Source organism: Pseudomonas sp. F1_0610 (genome assembly GCF_047470865.1).
In the GTDB taxonomy this organism is placed as follows: Bacteria; Pseudomonadota; Gammaproteobacteria; order Pseudomonadales; family Pseudomonadaceae; genus JAZDRH01.
Genome location: NZ_JAZDRH010000006.1, coordinates 105,527 through 122,235, shown reverse-complemented (window position 1 = coordinate 122,235; position 16,709 = coordinate 105,527). Strand labels below are relative to the sequence as shown.

16 protein-coding genes are annotated in these 16,709 nt (G+C 44.7%); 8 read left to right on the top strand and 8 right to left on the bottom strand.

Features of this window, described 5'->3' with window-relative positions:
- Nucleotides 1–102 precede the first annotated feature (102 nt).
- Both VQ643_RS05480 and VQ643_RS05475 read right to left on the bottom strand, forming a co-directional pair.
- Nucleotides 103–942, bottom strand: a complete 840-nt coding sequence (locus tag VQ643_RS05480) for a universal stress protein (protein WP_414198281.1) — start codon at nucleotides 940–942, stop codon at nucleotides 103–105.
- Between the two features lie 10 nt (nucleotides 943–952).
- Entirely contained in the window at nucleotides 953–2,440 is a 1,488-nt protein-coding gene (locus VQ643_RS05475) for a SulP family inorganic anion transporter (protein ID WP_414198280.1), read from the bottom strand.
- A gap of 439 nt (nucleotides 2,441–2,879) precedes the next feature.
- Here VQ643_RS05475 and VQ643_RS05470 point away from each other — a divergent pair, with 439 nt between their 5' ends.
- From VQ643_RS05470 to VQ643_RS05435, 8 genes are all read left to right on the top strand, one after another.
- On the top strand, nucleotides 2,880–3,239 hold the full coding sequence (locus tag VQ643_RS05470; RefSeq protein ID WP_286594245.1) for a metalloregulator ArsR/SmtB family transcription factor: 360 nt from the start codon (nucleotides 2,880–2,882) through the stop codon (nucleotides 3,237–3,239).
- Between the two features lie 16 nt (nucleotides 3,240–3,255).
- Nucleotides 3,256–3,942, top strand: coding sequence for an arsenical resistance protein ArsH (gene arsH, locus VQ643_RS05465; protein ID WP_414198290.1), 687 nt, complete (start codon nucleotides 3,256–3,258; stop codon nucleotides 3,940–3,942).
- A 10-nt stretch (nucleotides 3,943–3,952) separates the two neighbouring features.
- Nucleotides 3,953–5,044: an ACR3 family arsenite efflux transporter gene (gene arsB, locus VQ643_RS05460; protein ID WP_286594248.1), complete on the top strand. Its 1,092-nt coding sequence runs from the start codon at nucleotides 3,953–3,955 to the stop codon at nucleotides 5,042–5,044.
- 10 nt (nucleotides 5,045–5,054) lie between these two features.
- On the top strand, nucleotides 5,055–5,483 hold the full coding sequence (gene arsC / locus VQ643_RS05455; RefSeq protein ID WP_286594250.1) for an arsenate reductase (glutaredoxin): 429 nt from the start codon (nucleotides 5,055–5,057) through the stop codon (nucleotides 5,481–5,483).
- A gap of 16 nt (nucleotides 5,484–5,499) precedes the next feature.
- Complete coding sequence (locus VQ643_RS05450; RefSeq protein ID WP_414198279.1) at nucleotides 5,500–6,159, top strand: NADPH-dependent FMN reductase; 660 nt, start codon at nucleotides 5,500–5,502, stop codon at nucleotides 6,157–6,159.
- A gap of 1 nt (nucleotide 6,160) precedes the next feature.
- The gene (locus VQ643_RS05445; RefSeq protein ID WP_414198278.1) at nucleotides 6,161–6,688 is read left to right on the top strand and encodes a sigma-70 family RNA polymerase sigma factor; all 528 of its coding nucleotides are present in this window, start codon (nucleotides 6,161–6,163) and stop codon (nucleotides 6,686–6,688) included.
- Between the two features lie 85 nt (nucleotides 6,689–6,773).
- A complete protein-coding gene (locus VQ643_RS05440) occupies nucleotides 6,774–8,093 on the top strand; it encodes a permease (RefSeq protein WP_414198277.1) in 1,320 nt (439 codons plus the stop codon).
- Nucleotides 8,094–8,132: 39 nt separating this feature from the next.
- Nucleotides 8,133–8,363: a thioredoxin family protein gene (locus tag VQ643_RS05435; RefSeq protein ID WP_414198276.1), complete on the top strand. Its 231-nt coding sequence runs from the start codon at nucleotides 8,133–8,135 to the stop codon at nucleotides 8,361–8,363.
- A 232-nt stretch (nucleotides 8,364–8,595) separates the two neighbouring features.
- On the opposite strand, the gene VQ643_RS05430 is transcribed toward VQ643_RS05435, so the two are convergent.
- The 6 genes from VQ643_RS05430 to VQ643_RS05405 form a co-directional block, all read right to left on the bottom strand.
- Nucleotides 8,596–8,868, bottom strand: a complete 273-nt coding sequence (locus VQ643_RS05430; RefSeq protein ID WP_414198289.1) for a hypothetical protein — start codon at nucleotides 8,866–8,868, stop codon at nucleotides 8,596–8,598.
- Between the two features lie 24 nt (nucleotides 8,869–8,892).
- Nucleotides 8,893–10,341, bottom strand: a complete 1,449-nt coding sequence (locus VQ643_RS05425) for a Tn7-like element transposition protein TnsE (protein ID WP_414198275.1) — start codon at nucleotides 10,339–10,341, stop codon at nucleotides 8,893–8,895.
- A 118-nt stretch (nucleotides 10,342–10,459) separates the two neighbouring features.
- On the bottom strand, nucleotides 10,460–12,004 hold the full coding sequence (locus VQ643_RS05420) for a TnsD family Tn7-like transposition protein (protein ID WP_414198274.1): 1,545 nt from the start codon (nucleotides 12,002–12,004) through the stop codon (nucleotides 10,460–10,462).
- A gap of 5 nt (nucleotides 12,005–12,009) precedes the next feature.
- A complete protein-coding gene (locus VQ643_RS05415) occupies nucleotides 12,010–13,671 on the bottom strand; it encodes an AAA family ATPase (RefSeq protein WP_414198273.1) in 1,662 nt (553 codons plus the stop codon).
- On the bottom strand, nucleotides 13,668–15,743 hold the full coding sequence (locus VQ643_RS05410) for a Mu transposase C-terminal domain-containing protein (RefSeq protein WP_414198272.1): 2,076 nt from the start codon (nucleotides 15,741–15,743) through the stop codon (nucleotides 13,668–13,670). Before VQ643_RS05410 ends, VQ643_RS05415 begins: the two co-directional genes overlap by 4 nt.
- On the bottom strand, nucleotides 15,727–16,545 hold the full coding sequence (locus VQ643_RS05405; protein ID WP_286594622.1) for a TnsA endonuclease N-terminal domain-containing protein: 819 nt from the start codon (nucleotides 16,543–16,545) through the stop codon (nucleotides 15,727–15,729). Before VQ643_RS05405 ends, VQ643_RS05410 begins: the two co-directional genes overlap by 17 nt.
- Nucleotides 16,546–16,709: the final 164 nt, after the last annotated feature.

Here is a 16,709-nt window from a genome sequence, read left to right as displayed (position 1 = left end):
GTCTTTTAGAGACTTAGCGGCGTATAAAATCGGCGGCAGCATCCCAGTGCTGCGCGCCAAAGTAAATGAGAAGCCTAAACTGCTACATCCTAGAGTAATGGCTTACCGTAGAACAACCAAAGGTAACTGTGTGTGCTCTAGCATCCTTAGGGTGTTACTGCCTAAGAAAATGCTGGCTAGCTTAGAGTGGGAAAAAGCTCCCATCACTAATAGGTCAACGTCATTCTGTGCCTTGTAATCCATCAGTGCCGTGAAAATATTACCGGTTAAAAAACTGGCATGAACGGTGAAACCTGCGGCGGCTAATTGGTTACTTACCCGTTCAAAGTTCTCTTTTAAGCCTTTTTTATTATTCTCAACGGTCACTAAGTGACAAACCATGCCGTGTAACAGTCCTCCATCAATGATGCGCCGCACTGCTTTGTCTGCGGTTTCTCGGCCATCATAAGCCAACATAAAGCTCTGAGGTTTAGTAAAGCCTTGATTAGGAATTAGAATGGGTGTTTGAACTTGGCGAATTATTTGCTCGATATTGGAACCAAGCGCTTTAAAATGCTTGCTGGTACGGCCAATAACTACCAGTCGTGCATCTGCTTCTAAAGCACTTATTACATCGGTTATTGAGCCATGGCGTAACACTTGCTCAATCTGTTTGCAGCCTTGCTCTGCCGCGCATTGTTGTGCTTGAGTTAATAGATCTTTGCCTAGCTTGATAGCTACTTTGCTATGTTGTGCATCAAGTGATGCTAACTCTGCCAATAAAGAAGAGCGTGCGCCCAAGCCGATAGCTCCACTGAAGTTATCAGCGGTTGGCGTATTTCTCTTTTCAATAGCATGAACCAATACGAGTGGTTTGCTCAGCTTTTTGGCTGCCCAGATGCCTGCCGTGCAAACATCATTGGCGTAAATCGAGGCGTCTATACACGTTATAATTTTGTTCATTATTTTCTCCTTAATGGCCTGCCATCAGTTTTTCGACTTCTTTGGGATCATTGTGTACGCCAAACCTATCAACAATAGTGGCAGTAGCGGCTGTCATGCCGATAATCTCTACATCAGCCCCTAAGCGTTTGAACTTAATAACCACTTTGTCCAAGGACGATACAGCAGTAATATCCCAGAAATGCGCATGACTGAGATCAATAACGACCTTGTCCACGGCTTCTTTAAAATCAAATGCAGAAGCAAACTGATCGGATGAAGCAAAGAAAACCTGACCAGTAACTTGATAGACCCGTACATTGTTCTCTGTTTGCTGCGGTTTCACTACCATAAAACGACCGATTTTATTGGCAAAGAACAAGGTTGCTAGCAGCACACCCACTAACACACCTATAGCTAAGTTATGAGTGATAACGACCACTATAACGGTGGCAATCATGACAATGTTTGTAGACAGAGGGTGTTTTTTAAGATCTTTAACAGAGCTCCATGAGAAGGTGCCTATAGAGACCATTATCATAACTGCGACTAGGGCGGCCATAGGAATCAGCTTGAGCCAATCGCCTAAGAAAACGATTAAAATTAACAAAAAAACTCCGGCAGAAAAGGTAGATAAGCGCCCTTTACCGCCTGATTTAATATTAATTATAGATTGCCCAATCATAGCGCAGCCTGCCATGCCGCCCATTAGTCCTGCGCCAATATTGGCAATACCTTGACCTTTACACTCACGGTTTTTATCACTGTCGGTATCTGTTAAATCATCAACAATCGTTGCTGTCATCATGGATTCCAGTAAGCCTACTACTGTCAACCCAATGGAGTATGGCAAGATGATTAGCAGTGTTTCCCATGTTAAAGGCACTTCGGGCCATAAAAATATTGGCAAGGTGTCCGGTAATTGGCCCATATCGCCGACGGTGCGTATATCAAGTCCACTCACGATGGCGACAGTGGTTAACAGCACAATACAAATAAGCGGTGAAGGAATAGTCTTGCCAATCACGGGGAGATATGGGAATAGGTAAATAATCCCAAGGCCTGCGGCTGTCATGGCGTAAACATGCCAAGTCACATTGGTCAGTTCAGGCAGTTGCGCCATAAAAATAAGAATAGCGAGCGCGTTTACAAACCCGGTCACCACCGATCGCGACACAAAGCGCATTAAGTTACCAAGCTTGAGGTAGCCCGCGAAAATTTGAATCACCCCAGTCAGTAAAGTAGCTGCAAGTAGATACTCAAGTCCGTGGTCGCGCACCAAGGTCACCATCAGCAACGCCATGGCTCCGGTAGCACCAGAAATCATCCCAGGCCGCCCACCGACTATAGCGATAATTACAGCAATACAAAACGAAGCATACAAACCAACTTTTGGATCAACGCCTGCAATGATTGAGAACGCAATAGCCTCTGGAATTAAGGCTAGAGCGACAACAATACCTGCAAGTAAATCACCGCGGATATTAGAGAGCCATTCGAGTTTCATTTTTTCAAACATGATTAAACCTTGTAATAAGCAAACAGCAACGCAAATATCTATCGCGCTAAGATGCAAAGTGTGCAGTGCTAGCTACGACAATTTAAATGACATTACTGAGTTTTAGTGAGTTATTTTTGGCGCAAAAAAGCGCCTGCCATTTTTTGGCAGTTGGTGCAGCCATCGGCAAATTGGATGACTAAGAGGAAGGGAAGCTAGGGTGGACTAATTCGCAAAGTGTGTGCCTTCATGCACTGCTAAGTAAAAAACAGCTTGGAATGATCGCATCGATACCCGTGCCGGTCAACCGCTCATGTTTACTAAAGAGTCAGTAAGAAGAGCTCAGATGAACGGGTTATAGGTTTGTAGTCGGCGCTTTTATTATTGACACTTCATTCTTCATATGCGAATATTTTAATATGTTAAATTCTTAATGTATTGAGCCAGCGGCGGTATTTCAGTGGATTTGATTCAGTTCTTAAAATGCCTTTCAGACCTTAATAGGCTCACCTGCCTTGGCTTGATCCAAAGAGCGGGGGAGGCGTGTGTGTGTGAGATCCAAGTTGCACTAAATCAAGAGCAACCAAAGGTGTCGCAATATTTAGCGCAATTACGCAAGTGTGGAATTTTGCAAAGTGAGCGACGTGGAAAGTGGGTGTATTACCGCTTGTCTGCTGACTTGCCAAACTGGGCATTCCAGGTCATCACTTCCTCAATTGAAAATAATCCAGAGCTATTTGCCGACGCAATAGCTCTGTTTGACAGTATTCATAGCAGCAGTGCTTGCGATAACGAGAGCAATAACAATGCAGACAAATAATCCGTTAGAAAATCTTATTACTGAGCAGATTAGCTTACCCAGTCAGGATCAGTTTTCTACGCTAGATTCTAACCACCCACCACGAATTTTACTGTTATACGGCTCATTGCGTCAGCGTTCATTCAGTCGTTTGGTTGTTGAAGAAAGCGCAAGATTGCTCAAACACATGGGCGCCGAGGTGCGTATTTTTAATCCTGAAGGTTTACCGCAGCCTGACACTGCAGATGAGTCGCATCCAAAGGTGCAAGAATTACGTGATTTAATGGTGTGGTCGGAAGGTCAAGTCTGGTGCTCGCCTGAACGACATGGTGCGATGACAGGGATTTTCAAAAGCCAAATCGACTGGATACCACTTAGCCTCGGTGCTGTGCGCCCCACACAAGGGAAAACCTTAGCAGTAATGCAGGTGTGTGGCGGTTCTCAATCTTTTAATGTGGTCAATCAGCTCCGTGTATTGGGTCGCTGGATGCGGATGTTTACCATCCCAAATCAATCCTCGGTTGCCAAAGCCTATCTTGAGTTCGATGAAAATAATCGTATGAAACCCTCGCCTTACTACAACCGCATTGTTGATGTTATGGAGGAGTTGGTGAAGTTCACTTTGCTATTGCGCAACAATGCACCTTACCTGACTGATCGTTATTCAGAACGTGTAGAGAGTGCAGAAGAACTCAGTCAGCGCGTCAATCAACGCTCAATTTAAGGACAGTTTGATGACAACAGTTAAATCAGAAAATGCTCCAAGCACCTCTGAGGGCATGGGATTATTTGAACGCTACCTTACCCTTTGGGTGGCTTTAGCCATTATCGCGGGTGTTTTGATAGGGCAGTTTGCGCCAGTTATTCCTCAAGCTTTATCGCGCTTTGAGTATGCTCAAGTATCCATACCGGTGGCTGTACTGATTTGGGCAATGATTTTTCCAATGATGCTGCAAGTCGACTTTAGCTCGATTAAAAATGTAGGTAAGCAACCCAAAGGATTGGTGATTACCACGAGCGTAAACTGGCTGATCAAACCTTTTACGATGTTCGCAGTCGCTTGGTTTTTCTTTATGGTGGTTTTTGAACCATTGCTACCTGCGGCCATAGCCAGCGAATACTTAGCTGGTGCGATCTTATTAGGGGCAGCTCCGTGTACGGCGATGGTGTTTGTGTGGAGCTATCTCACCCGAGGTGATGCCGCTTATACCTTGGTGCAGGTCGCCGTGAATGACTTGATTATGCTAGTCGCCTTTGCCCCTATCGTGGTTTTACTGCTTGGCATTTCTAATATCCAGGTGCCTTGGGACACAGTGTTGCTGTCGGTGCTGCTGTATATCGTCATACCCCTAGCTGCCGGTTATTGGGTGCGAAATAATGTTATCAAGCGCCGAGGCCTGGCGTGGTTTAACGATGTGTTCCTGAAGCGTGTTGCTTCGATTACACCGGTTGGATTGATAGTCACTTTGGTGCTGTTATTTGCATTTCAAGGCGATGTCATTATTGCGAATCCATTGCATATTGTACTGATTGCAATCCCGCTGATTCTCCAAACAGTATTAGTGTTTGCTATTGCTTACGGTTGGGCCAAAGCATGGCGTGTGCCCCACGCAATCGCAGCGCCTGCCGGTATGATTGCGGCCAGTAACTTTTTTGAGTTAGCGGTGGCGGTTGCTATTGCTCTATTTGGTCTGCAATCTGGAGCGGCATTAGCCACTGTCGTTGGGGTGTTAGTTGAGGTTCCTTTAATGCTCGCGCTGGTGCGTTTTGCCAATAAAACGCGTCACCATTTCCCAGCTTCTGCCGTAGCAGAGCAATCCTCTTAAAGGACACATTATGCTGGTTATTTATCATAATCCCGAATGCGGCACTTCACGTAATGCACTTAAAATTATCCAGGACGCTGGTTACTCACCGATAGTCATTGAGTACCTAAAAGACGGCTGGACAGGCGCGCAGTTACTTGGGTTATTTGCGGCCGCCAATTTAACCCCTAAACAAGCACTACGAACCACTAAATCACCTGCCGCCGAGCTGGGATTGCTGGCCGATAATGTCTCTGATCAGGAGATTCTTGAGGCGATGATACAGCATCCCATATTGGTCAATCGCCCGATTGTTTGCAGCCCTCAAGGTGTAAAGCTTTGTCGACCCAGCGAAGTGGTGCTCGATTTGCTTGAGAGCTGGCCAAAGGGCCCTTACTACAAAGAAGATGGTGAGCAAATACTCAATATAGACGGCACACGTACCAGCCCAGTCCCATAGTTTAAGGTTCAATCAGATGAACATACTTGTTTTTTTAGGAAGCGTTCGACAAAGCACACCGCCAGCCCCAGCCTGTCTTGGTAAACGTGTGGCTTTATCATGTAAGCAACATATTGAGCGTCAACTGACAGCGCTTCAAGTTGAAGTAATTGACCCTCTTGATTTTGAGTTAGGACCTATCTTTAAGCCGCATTTTTCCTACACAAACACAGACGTTCCATCATCACTACAAATATTGGCTGAAAAAATTGAGAAGGCAGATGGTTATGTGATGGTCAGTCCCGAGTACAACCACTCAATGAGTCCTGCGCTAGCCAATCTATTGAACCACTTTGGTAGCTCATTATTTTCTTATAAGCCTTCAATGATTGTGACGTACTCCGCAGGTCAATGGGGTGGAGCAAGAGCCGCTGTCAATATGCGCACTTTTTTATCAGAGCTTGGCTGTCTTCCTGTTTCAGCAATGATCCATATTCCTAAGGCGCAAGAAGTGCTAAACGAAAACGGAGATTTTAGCAGTGAAGTCAACCCTGAAAAATGGGCAGGCTATTACCAGAGAGCATTTAGCCAGTTGCACTGGTGGGCAATTGCTGCCAAGCGCCACCATGCGAGTAAAGAGGGTGAGCAACGTCCGGAAGCCTTCAAACAAAATCCTGCACAACGAAATGCACCCTGAAATGACACCTTATTGCGTTTTGAGTGCTTGGGATAGGCATGAGCAAGAGTTGAGGGTTTTTTTATTAAAAAAAATAGCAGACCCCTATGAGGCTGATGATTTACTTCAGGAATTATTTTTAAAGCTTATTACTCAAGGTCAGTCATTCTGTGGGGTTAAGAATCCAAGGGCGTGGTTATTTAGCGTTATGCGAAACGCTCTTATTGATCGTTATCGCACTGCAAAATCCTTTATTGATTTAGATCCAGAAATAGCACTAGAGATTGATGATAAGCCTCCACTCCTTGAGTTAGAGGCGTGCATACTGCGTAACCTTGAAAATCTGTCAGATAACGACCGTAGTGTCATCGAGCAGTGTGACTTACAGGGCTTGCGCCAAGAGGTGTATGCGCAGACACAAGGATTAACGCTTAGTGCAGTTAAGTCTCGTTTGCTGCGAGCTCGGCAACGTCTGCGAATAGAAATAGTGAAAAATTGTCAGGTTAGATTTGATGAAAAGGGACGTGTTTGCTGTCACGTACCTCGGTAAAGTATTTTTTTGCATCCTTTTGTGAACTCATTCGTCTACATATTGAGAGTAGTTTACCCTGTACCTTATTAGGAGTATGCATTAAGTGATCAAGCAATTACGTAGGCTCTACGACAGTAGTTCTCGTGAGGCCAACCTACTGCTTTTTATGGTGGCAACTTTTCTTCTTATCTACTTTATTCCTGCCGGCACAGCGCGTTTTGACAATGCTGTTTTGGAAGGGGTACGTTTAACTCATTGGTATGCTCAAGAGCATGTAATTCTGTGTTTACTGCCAGCATTTCTCATTGCAGGTGCCATGTCGGCATACATTAGCCAAGATGCAGTTATGCGTTATTTAGGACCAGCGGCCTCAAAACCTTTGGCCTTTAGTGTTGCATCCGTATCAGGAACTTTGCTGGCAGTTTGTTCTTGTACCGTTTTGCCTTTGTTTGGTGGTATCTACAAGCGTGGTGCGGGCTTAGGTGCAGCAATAGCCTTTCTCTACTCGGGGCCAGCTATCAATATAATGGCGGTTGTCATTACAGCTAAAGTGCTGGGTGCGGAAATGGGTATTGCACGTGCTGTGGGTGCCATCCTATTTGCTCTGGTGATAGGCATAATTATGCATTTCATTTATCGCAAGGAAGAGGCACAGCGATCAGTAAAAAACAGTCGCGGCTTTGGTGGTGGCAACACTGGAAAGCCGATGAGTTCAATTGTGCCTTTCTTTGTATTAATGGTTGGCGTCTTGGTTTTTGCTAACTGGGCAGCAGCTGATAGCCCTGTTTGGATGCAGATTTATGCATGGAAATGGCAGATCACAGCCGTGCTTTCAGCAGCTTTTGCTGGGCTGTTAATCAGGCGCTGGCAATGGCCGCCTAAACAGTTATTTATACTGGCAATAGTGGTCGTTATTTCAGCTCTTCTGGTACCAACGGCCCCTGAGCTACCTTTTGCCCTAGGTATTGCAGGCTTAATGCTTATAGCAGCCTTGCGTGAACAGGACCGTGAATGGTCAGCGCAAAGCTGGGATTTTGCTAAACAAATTTTACCTTTACTTTTAGGCGGGGTATTTATTGCTGGTTTCGCACTGGGTCGACCTGGCCATGAAGGGATTATTCCTTCTGAGTGGGTCTCCATGGTTGTTGGTGGGAATACATTGTCTTCAACAATAACTGCATCAGTATTGGGCGCGTTAATGTACTTTTCAACACTGACCGAAGTCCCTATCGTTGATGCGCTAATGGGGGCAGGAATGGGCAAAGGGCCAGCATTGGCTTTGTTATTAGCTGGCCCCGCGCTTTCGTTACCTAACATGCTAGTAATTCGAACCATATTGGGTACCGAAAAAACACTGGTTTATTGTGCTCTGGTGGTGGTAATGGCCACCGCAACGGGGTTTGTTTATGGCAACTGGTGGTAATTCCACCTAGTGCTCTTATGTCGTAAGTGAGAATACATAATGAAATTTACTATCTATGGTAGCGGCTGTGCTAAATGTAAACAGCTAACAGCAAATGCGGAAGAGGCTGCAAATGCGAAAGGAGTTAAATACGAAATCGAGAAAATCACCGACACTAACGCCATCATTGATGCTGGTATTATGCGCACACCCGCACTGGCGATTGATGGTGAGATTGTTATTGAAGGCAAGGTTGCTAATACGGATGAGATACAGCATTTGCTTCCCTAGATATCTTCAATTTGATCTAGCGCAACGGAGAGCGCTTTAAAGTGACTTGAGTCGCAAGATTCAGCCTGTGCAAAACTTTAACAGCTACTGCTCAGTGTTTTGGCGCTGAGCAGCTAACACTAAAGAGTAAGAAAAACAGCAAGTTTCAGGACTGAGGGTAAGTGAGGGGTTCTACCCGTATTCTAGGAATAAATATGATGAAAAAGACCTAATGACGGCACCTCTTGCACGGTCAACCAAGAAACATAGTCTTTATCAGGCCCTTGACCACGGCCTTGTTGAATACGACGGATAATCTGTATTTAAGAATCGGCACACGACCTCTTGAATGTAGGTAATTATGGTAACGTATCGGCCGATAATGAACATCACGATCCGAATGCACAATCAGCCCTTTCCTCGCATTCCGGCGGCCATAGACCATGCCCAGGGCATCGGTAATTAGTTGCTCTGTCATGCTCATATCCAGTGACCAGCCAACAATATAGCGTGAGTGAAGGTCCATCACCATTGTGCAAGTCTAGTTTAATTAACGGATCACTTCTAAACTCACACGCTCTGCCCATTTTTTAATTGACTCTTGATTCAGTAATCCTTGGTTTTCAGGGAGTGACTTGGGGTGTGAGATGCGTTTGTAATTATTCTCAAGTGTTCGCGTCAGAAAATAGGTTGGCCACACCAGCGAGTTCTTAATTAACTGTATTTCCAGTTCTCCAACATATTGCTGCGAGTTCAATGATACGTTTTTATGCTTTATCAGCAGGGTTGATAAGCTGCTTGGTTTGTCAGTCGTATCAACCTCGACTAGAGAGTAAAACTGATTACCTTTCTTAATCAGGTGCCATGCAAGGTAACGTGGACTTCCGTCTCTACGTAGGTTTTTAGAATAGCCGTAGATGGCCGGAAGCTTACGAATTTCATGATATGTATGAACGCAATCAGATGTATTTACTAACTGCTGAACCATCGCATCAAACGCTTTAAATTTGTCAGTATAAATATCGGCGTTATCATTTTTTTCGCCAGTTGTGCTGTAGTCGGCAGGCGATAGAATCCCGTGAATACTTGATTCATCCGTACTTACTTCTAGGCTGTTTTTTTCAAGTGGATCTGTTTGTTCTTCTTCTGTTACAGAGCCTCCAGTTCGGGTTTTTCCTGCACTGATACGTGATGTTTTAAATGACTGCGCAAACTCAAGTATCACTGCAGGTGCATCAATCAGTACCTCTTCAAGGTCAGTGTTTGGCTTTTCATCGTCATCAATCGCTGGCTCTGCCCCTGTATGGGGTCTGGCTTTCCCTGAGCGCCCTTGTCCTGGCTGTCCAGTAGCATATCTGGGGTCAACAATATCTACGTGTGCAGGGCAGCTAGAAGGCAGTTTAGAGATGCCATCTATTTCGTAAACAAAGAATGCATTCAAATCTGGCTCATAATGACCGCGTAGTGCTAGCTCTGCTCCTGCTAACGCTGGCGGGTCAAACTGAAAATCCCATAGTCTATATTTATCACTGTCATAACCATTCTTGAGCTGATAAGTAGCAATACTCTCAAATGAATGCCGTGCATCCTCGTCTAATAAAAGCCAGGCGAGCCGTTGTCTGAGTGCGTCATCACTTCGTGCCTTTAGGGGCAAGCTAGAGGTTGGTAATATATTAATCCAGACTTTATTTAGTTCACTTTCCTGCTGGACATCGAATTCTTGGGATAGGCCATTGTGGATTAGCGATAGACGGGCAAGGTAGGCCGTATGCAAAAACAGTACACGAGCCAGCTCAATTTGCGGCAAGAAGTATCGGACTCCATTGAAGTCAAATACAAAGCACCATTGTTTAGCATCGCACGCGCGGTTTACAGCTGGTATAGGACATGCCTTGATCTGCTCTACTTCCCAAAAGCGAGTGCTCGCTATGGTTACACTTCCCGTAAACCCTGCTTGTGGTAATGCCTTGGTTGCATTGAGTACTCGACGCCTTGCCAATATTGGTACTTGCGAAAAACCGAAGTATTGCTTCTGCTGATGAGGAGTTAATTTAACATTAATATTCCAATCTGAGCCCCCATGGCGGCGGAATACAGACCCAATTCCTTTGATTCTGCTATCGTCTTTTAGACCTTTGAACTTCATGCTGTGTACTCATCAATATATCTAAATAAACTCTAGCCTGTTCTGTTAACCGCTCATCACTGAGGGTAGCATTTCTCAGCAGTCGCCATCGTGGCGGCATATCAAATAGGGTTAGTAGGTCATTGTGGGCATTTTGTAAGCGTCGAATTTGGTACTGTGCGACGCTTTCCACGTGATCTGCCAGGAATGAATTGGATAAAGGCATTCGGCTAATATTTTTCTCAACGGTCGAAGCGTTGCCCAATAGTTTGAAAAAGCAGGCTTTAGAACGTCGAGGCCCTTGCGGATTAGATTGCAAGAAAACTGTTAGCTGTCGCAAAGCATGCAAATACTCTCTGTCCCGTTTGTCCCAGTCCACACGTCGACTGGTAGGCTTTGCTTTAGGAGCTGCATATTGGTAGTTGGTATCCAGCAGCCACTCACGGTGCTGACGATACAGCCTAGCGTATAGGGCTTTAGAGTTTTGCCGAGCTTGCTTGGGTGAGTGTAATACTAATAAATTAAGCCAGTCTTCTTGATCAAGTGTCAGATTGATGTGTACTGGCGTTTTAACCTGAACAAGTTGTTGTTTATTACTATTTGTTGGGTATTGACTGGCTTCTTTAATGGCTTCAGTAATTTGCCAGTTATTTCCAAGTAAAGCTTGGTGCACAACAATGTGTTCAAGATAGTTGAAGCTTTTTCGGTGCTTACGAAAGATACACCTGAGCCAGTCAGACTCTTTTGTACTTGAACCTTGTGGCAAAAGCTGATGACTGCTGAGCCATTTCACTGGCCAAGCTTGCAAGACTTTGTCTTTTACTACTTGATGATTTATTTGTGTTTTTCTGTACGTTAAATTGAGTTTGCTGGCGAGGTTGCGATAGTACATTGACCACTGTTCAAAGCTTGGCGAAGTTTGAGCAGGAGACTGCAGTAGTTGTCGTACCTGATGATTGACCCATAGTGACGCTTGGCTGCCAGCGCGCTGTTTAGTCAGAGAGCAATGCTCTGGAGATGCGGCAATAAAATGGTGACGTTCAATAAGCGGCCTAGCAATACGTGTATTAATTAATACGCCATGCTTAGGGCATGCATCGATTCCTTCTGCTTGCCATTCTCTGAGCCAAAAATACTCACCATATTGGTTACGTTGTTCGATTAAGCAGCCTGGGCAGTAGCGGACAAAACGAGGTGTTTGGACTCGTGATGCGGCAACACCTAAAGCAAGCTGGGACGCTCCTTGAGAGCCAATTAGCCATTGCATACACTGTCTACGGCGACCTTCAGGAACAAATGGGGCATAGAGCGGGAATAATGTATGGCTGTAAATCAGTGCTTCTGGAGTGAGTGTGCTGGGTAGCCAGCGTGCAACTTTTTCGATATTACTGGGCAAGTCAATCGTTGCCATAACAGTACGCGATCCAAATACCTCATCCAGTAATTGTTTAGGGCTGATTAGCCCCTGCCGAACACCAGCTCTTGCGATTGTGCTGTACAGCAACTCTTCAGCGTAAGGGACTGGGAAATTCAGCATGCCACTTACCTGAAAGAGTTTACCCACTGCTCAGTATCGAACAATAAGCCTGCTTGTTGTAGTGATTTTTGAATATCCACATCATTGGCGGCTTGAGAGTGCAGGAATCTCAGGTCATCAGACTCTAACGTGTGCCAGTCTGTTTTCTTGATACTTTGTGCTTTTGGAGTTGGAGTTGTTAGCTTCGATTTTACTGTATCAGTATTTTGATACCAGGACAGGATCAATGGCATAAGATCCTTCATGTGCATTTGCGGGTGGTCCTCAAAAGCTCTATTGATCAGCGGTTCTAGTAAATCCGATGCGTAACCCATATCAACCAGCATATTGTGCAGACGGATGGCTTGTTCATTGCCACGATATTTAGCCACTACATCAATACTTTCCTGATGCGAATGTAATAAGTTACTTAATTCCAATATTTTACGATCAACGTCAGGGATCGTCAGGTCTGAGTAACGCGCGATTTTAATAATATCTCCTGATCTCAGAGCATCTATCATCGGGTGAATCGGTTTGAGCTCATCTTCGTATACTCTTTTCATGAGTTCTGGAGTAATGCGCTCGATCTTAGTTACGACCGCTCTGATTTGAGAGAGAACAAATAGCTTGATAACAACATCCATTATCCCTTGGGAAAGATCGTACCAAGTTTCTCTAAGCTCATCAGAAATCACAGGCGCTGCTTTAGTTAGCCACTGATACTTCCAAAGTTGATTGGTGAAAGCCCCCCATTCTGAGCGTGATACATTTTGCTCTGGCAAGGGTTTACTTAATGGCTCCCACAAAATGGAGCCATATCCAGCACCCCGGCGCGCTGAGCGTAAGTCCAGTTCAAAAACAGGCTTAGCTTTTGGTGTGCCTACCATTACAACTGGGACTGATATTTCGTTAACAAGAGTTACAAAGAAATTAAGCATGCGCTCTGAGCCACCCGAGCGCTTGACACTCAGGTGCTGAATTTCATCTATCACAAGAAGGCCAATCGCATGAGTGTTTGCAGTATGTGCCATCATTGCAATCAAAGTTTCTACACCGTGGCGTTTTTCAACGTAGCGGCGTACATAGTTAGTGCCCAGTATTGCGTCAATTTCTCTGAAAAAGTTATGACATAGGCTCTTTAGAGAACCGTCATGCGGGCAATCAATTTTAAGAAATACAATTTGCGTGAAATTGTATTTTTCGTGATAAAGCAGTTGTGGGTAAGTTGCTAGAATACGATTTAATGAGCTTGTCTTACCAGAGCCTGAGCAGCCAATAAATGCCATGCTTTTAGCAGTTGATTCGACATGCTCAAAGCGGAAAACACCCAGGTCACCTTGCATGACACGTTCGTAACCGTTTTGGATATGGGTATTTAAATCGCCATTAGCTAAGTTTCTACCGACATAACCTTGGCGAAGCAAAACAGATAGCTTTGATTCTAACTCTATATGGCGCGATAACGGTTGAAAAAAGCTATCTAACAACTGAGAAATGACGTGAATACGAGTCTGAACATCAAGATAGATATCGTTCGGACGAAATGTAACTTTGCCTGAGAGCCCATCTCTTAACTGAGTCCGATCGAGTATCGGTGGTAGTGCTTCAATAAGAGGGTTTCCGTCATACTGGCTGACTCCAGTCTGATGATATATGGCTTGAAGCATGCCTTTTGGTAGAGTCATTCATCATCTCCAAATAACTCATCAAGAAAATTAGGATAAGCAGCGTCTTCAGGCGGATTATGTAAGTATCTGACGTCGGCTTTTGGTTTTGAATCAGTAGTTTTAGAGTCGGGTCGGCGTTGCTGCCGTTCAGCATTGCGAGCCTCCAATCTGCTTTTCTTAATCCCAGCCAACGTTTCAGTTTTCGAGTCACCAAAATAGGCAGGACGCAGCTTTTCTGCGGCCCTGATTGTTTTATCAATTATATTTTCTAGCGCTCTCTTATTTTCTTGTTCAGACAGTTTGGCAGTAGCTATTGCTTTTTTCTGCTGTTGTTTGCTTGCCCACATCTCCCACATGGACTTGCCTCTGAACTCTCTGGAGCGATCTGTTAACAAACATTCCCAATAATCTGGCTGGCCCTTATCAGGGAAAACATAAATCACATCAGCCACTGCTGGGTCGTAAGCTGCTATAAAAGAGCTTGGACGCTGCTGCCGTGTTCTATGGAGCCAGCCCGTCTCGACTAACTCCCTGCAGGTATAATAAGCACCAAAACATTGGATACCATAATCTGATAGGGTCACTTTCTGGCGAGGAAGCAAGGCGATTTTCAGTGCAGCTGCAGAGGTGTTTCGTAGACGGCCACTGCGATTCTGAATACCCCAGCGCCAAATATTAATCGGAATAGGTGCCAGCGTGTCGGGCATCTCTGGGTCACGATCATATTTAACTAAAACAGAGTGTTGGTTGCGCTGAAGAATGGAGCCAATAATGATTTTAGTGAACTCATGTAGCGTAAGAGTTGCATCTAAGCGGTAATCTTTTCCGCCACGTTTCCTTACGATATCTCCAGTCACCACACCCGGTGCAAAAGGTTTAAAATCAGCTTGTAGGGTTTTAAAACTGCGCTCAACAATACCTTTAGCATCGCCTCGATAAGGAGGCGTGTTTTCAATTCTCACGCCAAATGCTTGCTCAAGAGATTCAATTTGATACCCGAGTAGCTCTCCCCTGTCTGCTAAAATGGCATCAGGGATACCTATCGAAGGCCAATCTTCTGGCTCAATATTATAACCGTATGATTGACACAACTGTACTTTGTCAGTCATCGCATTAACTAGAGCTAACATGGCTGTAACGTACGAAGGGTTCTCAAGGCCGACATAGAAACCAGCAATTAGCCTACTGTAGACATCAACAACAGCGTATAACGTTGGGCGACCGATAATGCTTTTTCGATCAGCCGATAGAAGATAAATATCTGCAATGGTGGCATCAATTTCGTATCGTGCACCTGGGCCATGAACACCAGCTGTCGCTGTACCCTGCAGTGGCTTGATATCCTTATGGTAATTGATCTTATTTGCTCTCAGGCGAATACGATCTGGCCGGATATATTCGCGCTCATAAAAATGGCGTAATTGTCTGATTGTTGGGAAGTTCTCTTTGAGCTCATCAGGGTTTGCGACTTCAAACATATCTTCAAAGCGGCGATGTGCATAAGGCAGAGAATGGCTTTTCTCTGTTAAATAATAACGATCCAGCACAATACGGAACATGCGCTCAATGCTGCTATCAATAATTGCTCCCGTTCCAGGGGCTATACTTCTTGGACGGCCTAGTTTTTTATCTGACGCTGCACGCTTTGTGCCACGAGCACCTGAATTATTGTAGTCAGGTAAAAGAGCGTTTGGTGTACAGCCACGTTGCCAGTACTGGCGCAGGTATGAGTACAAAGTCTTTTTAGCGGAGCCGGATGCTTCAACAGCTTGCTGTATTAAGGCGCCTCTACCCGATCTATAATAAATATTAGGATGATTTATTAGTGTCTCAATGGCAGCAAGGCGCTTATCACGGACTTTCTGCGCAGCTGAACCCTGTTCTGGTAATTGTGCCGCAAGATACAAAAAAGGGTCCTCAACTCTTCTTAAGGTTTCAGATAATATTTCTGTGTCAACTTCTGATAAAGGTATTTGCTCTGGAAAAGCTTTATCAGAGTCAATATCTATCCAAGTATATTGAGTATCGGAGACGACAAGAATTCGATAGCGAATATCTGCATACATGACAACATCATTGATTCGCAGCATAGCGCTCCCTCAATGAATGTATGTCGGATGAGGCTTGCAGCTCACTAACGCATAAAGATGACCAGTGCTTGGTAATATCAAATAAGAAAACTCGTAAAGCTAATAGCGAGCGAATTTTTTGTAGTGATTCGCCGGGTGCCAGTGAGTATGCTTGGTCAAGGATCATTGCTGCTTGTGAAATCTGTAGGGTTGGATTCTGCAGGAAAAAATTTAAATAGAATGCCGCCATAGCTAATGTGCTTTCAAGTTCATCGAGGGCAACCTGCGCGGGATAAAGCCAAGCAATATTTTGTATGACTATCTTGGGTATTTGTTGCTCTGTTAGTAAATACCATGGGATATTTTTCTTAGCCCAATACCGTCGCTCAAGCTCTAGCTTCTCTATCGTTCTGGGGTTGTATAGTTCAGCTGATGTTTTAACTTGTATAGCTATTCTTGGTTGGCGCAACATATTCGTATCAATGAGAAAGTCACTAGACATAATCTGCACTTGCCCTTTAAGCGCGGGGTGGCGAATACCTGCTTGTTCTGCAAGCTCAAGGGTGTCTTCTAACCTGAGAGGATATTGCTCACGTATATCGGTAGCGAATGGGTTCCAGTCAAACAAAAAGAAAGCTGCTAACTCTAAATCTGAAAGCAGGTGGTGGGTACGCTGCGTTTGAAATCCCCAGATGCGATGGGAGCGGCCAGAAGAGGGTAAATCTCTGACCGTTAGCCAAGGTTGATAGTCTTTACCGGAGCCAGCTCCACGCCCTTGTTTTATCCATTTCAAAGAACGTGAGTCAAGTGTGCTGCTTGTCATGCTCCACACCTCAATTTTGAGCATTAAATGTATAGAGCAAGTTACCAATTATATTGTCAAGTTACCAACTTTATTGTTCAGTTACTAACTTTATTGTCATGCCACAAGAAAATGTGGGCGGACAAAATAGTTGGGAACTGGGAGGGGTGAAAATGGGGTTTTTA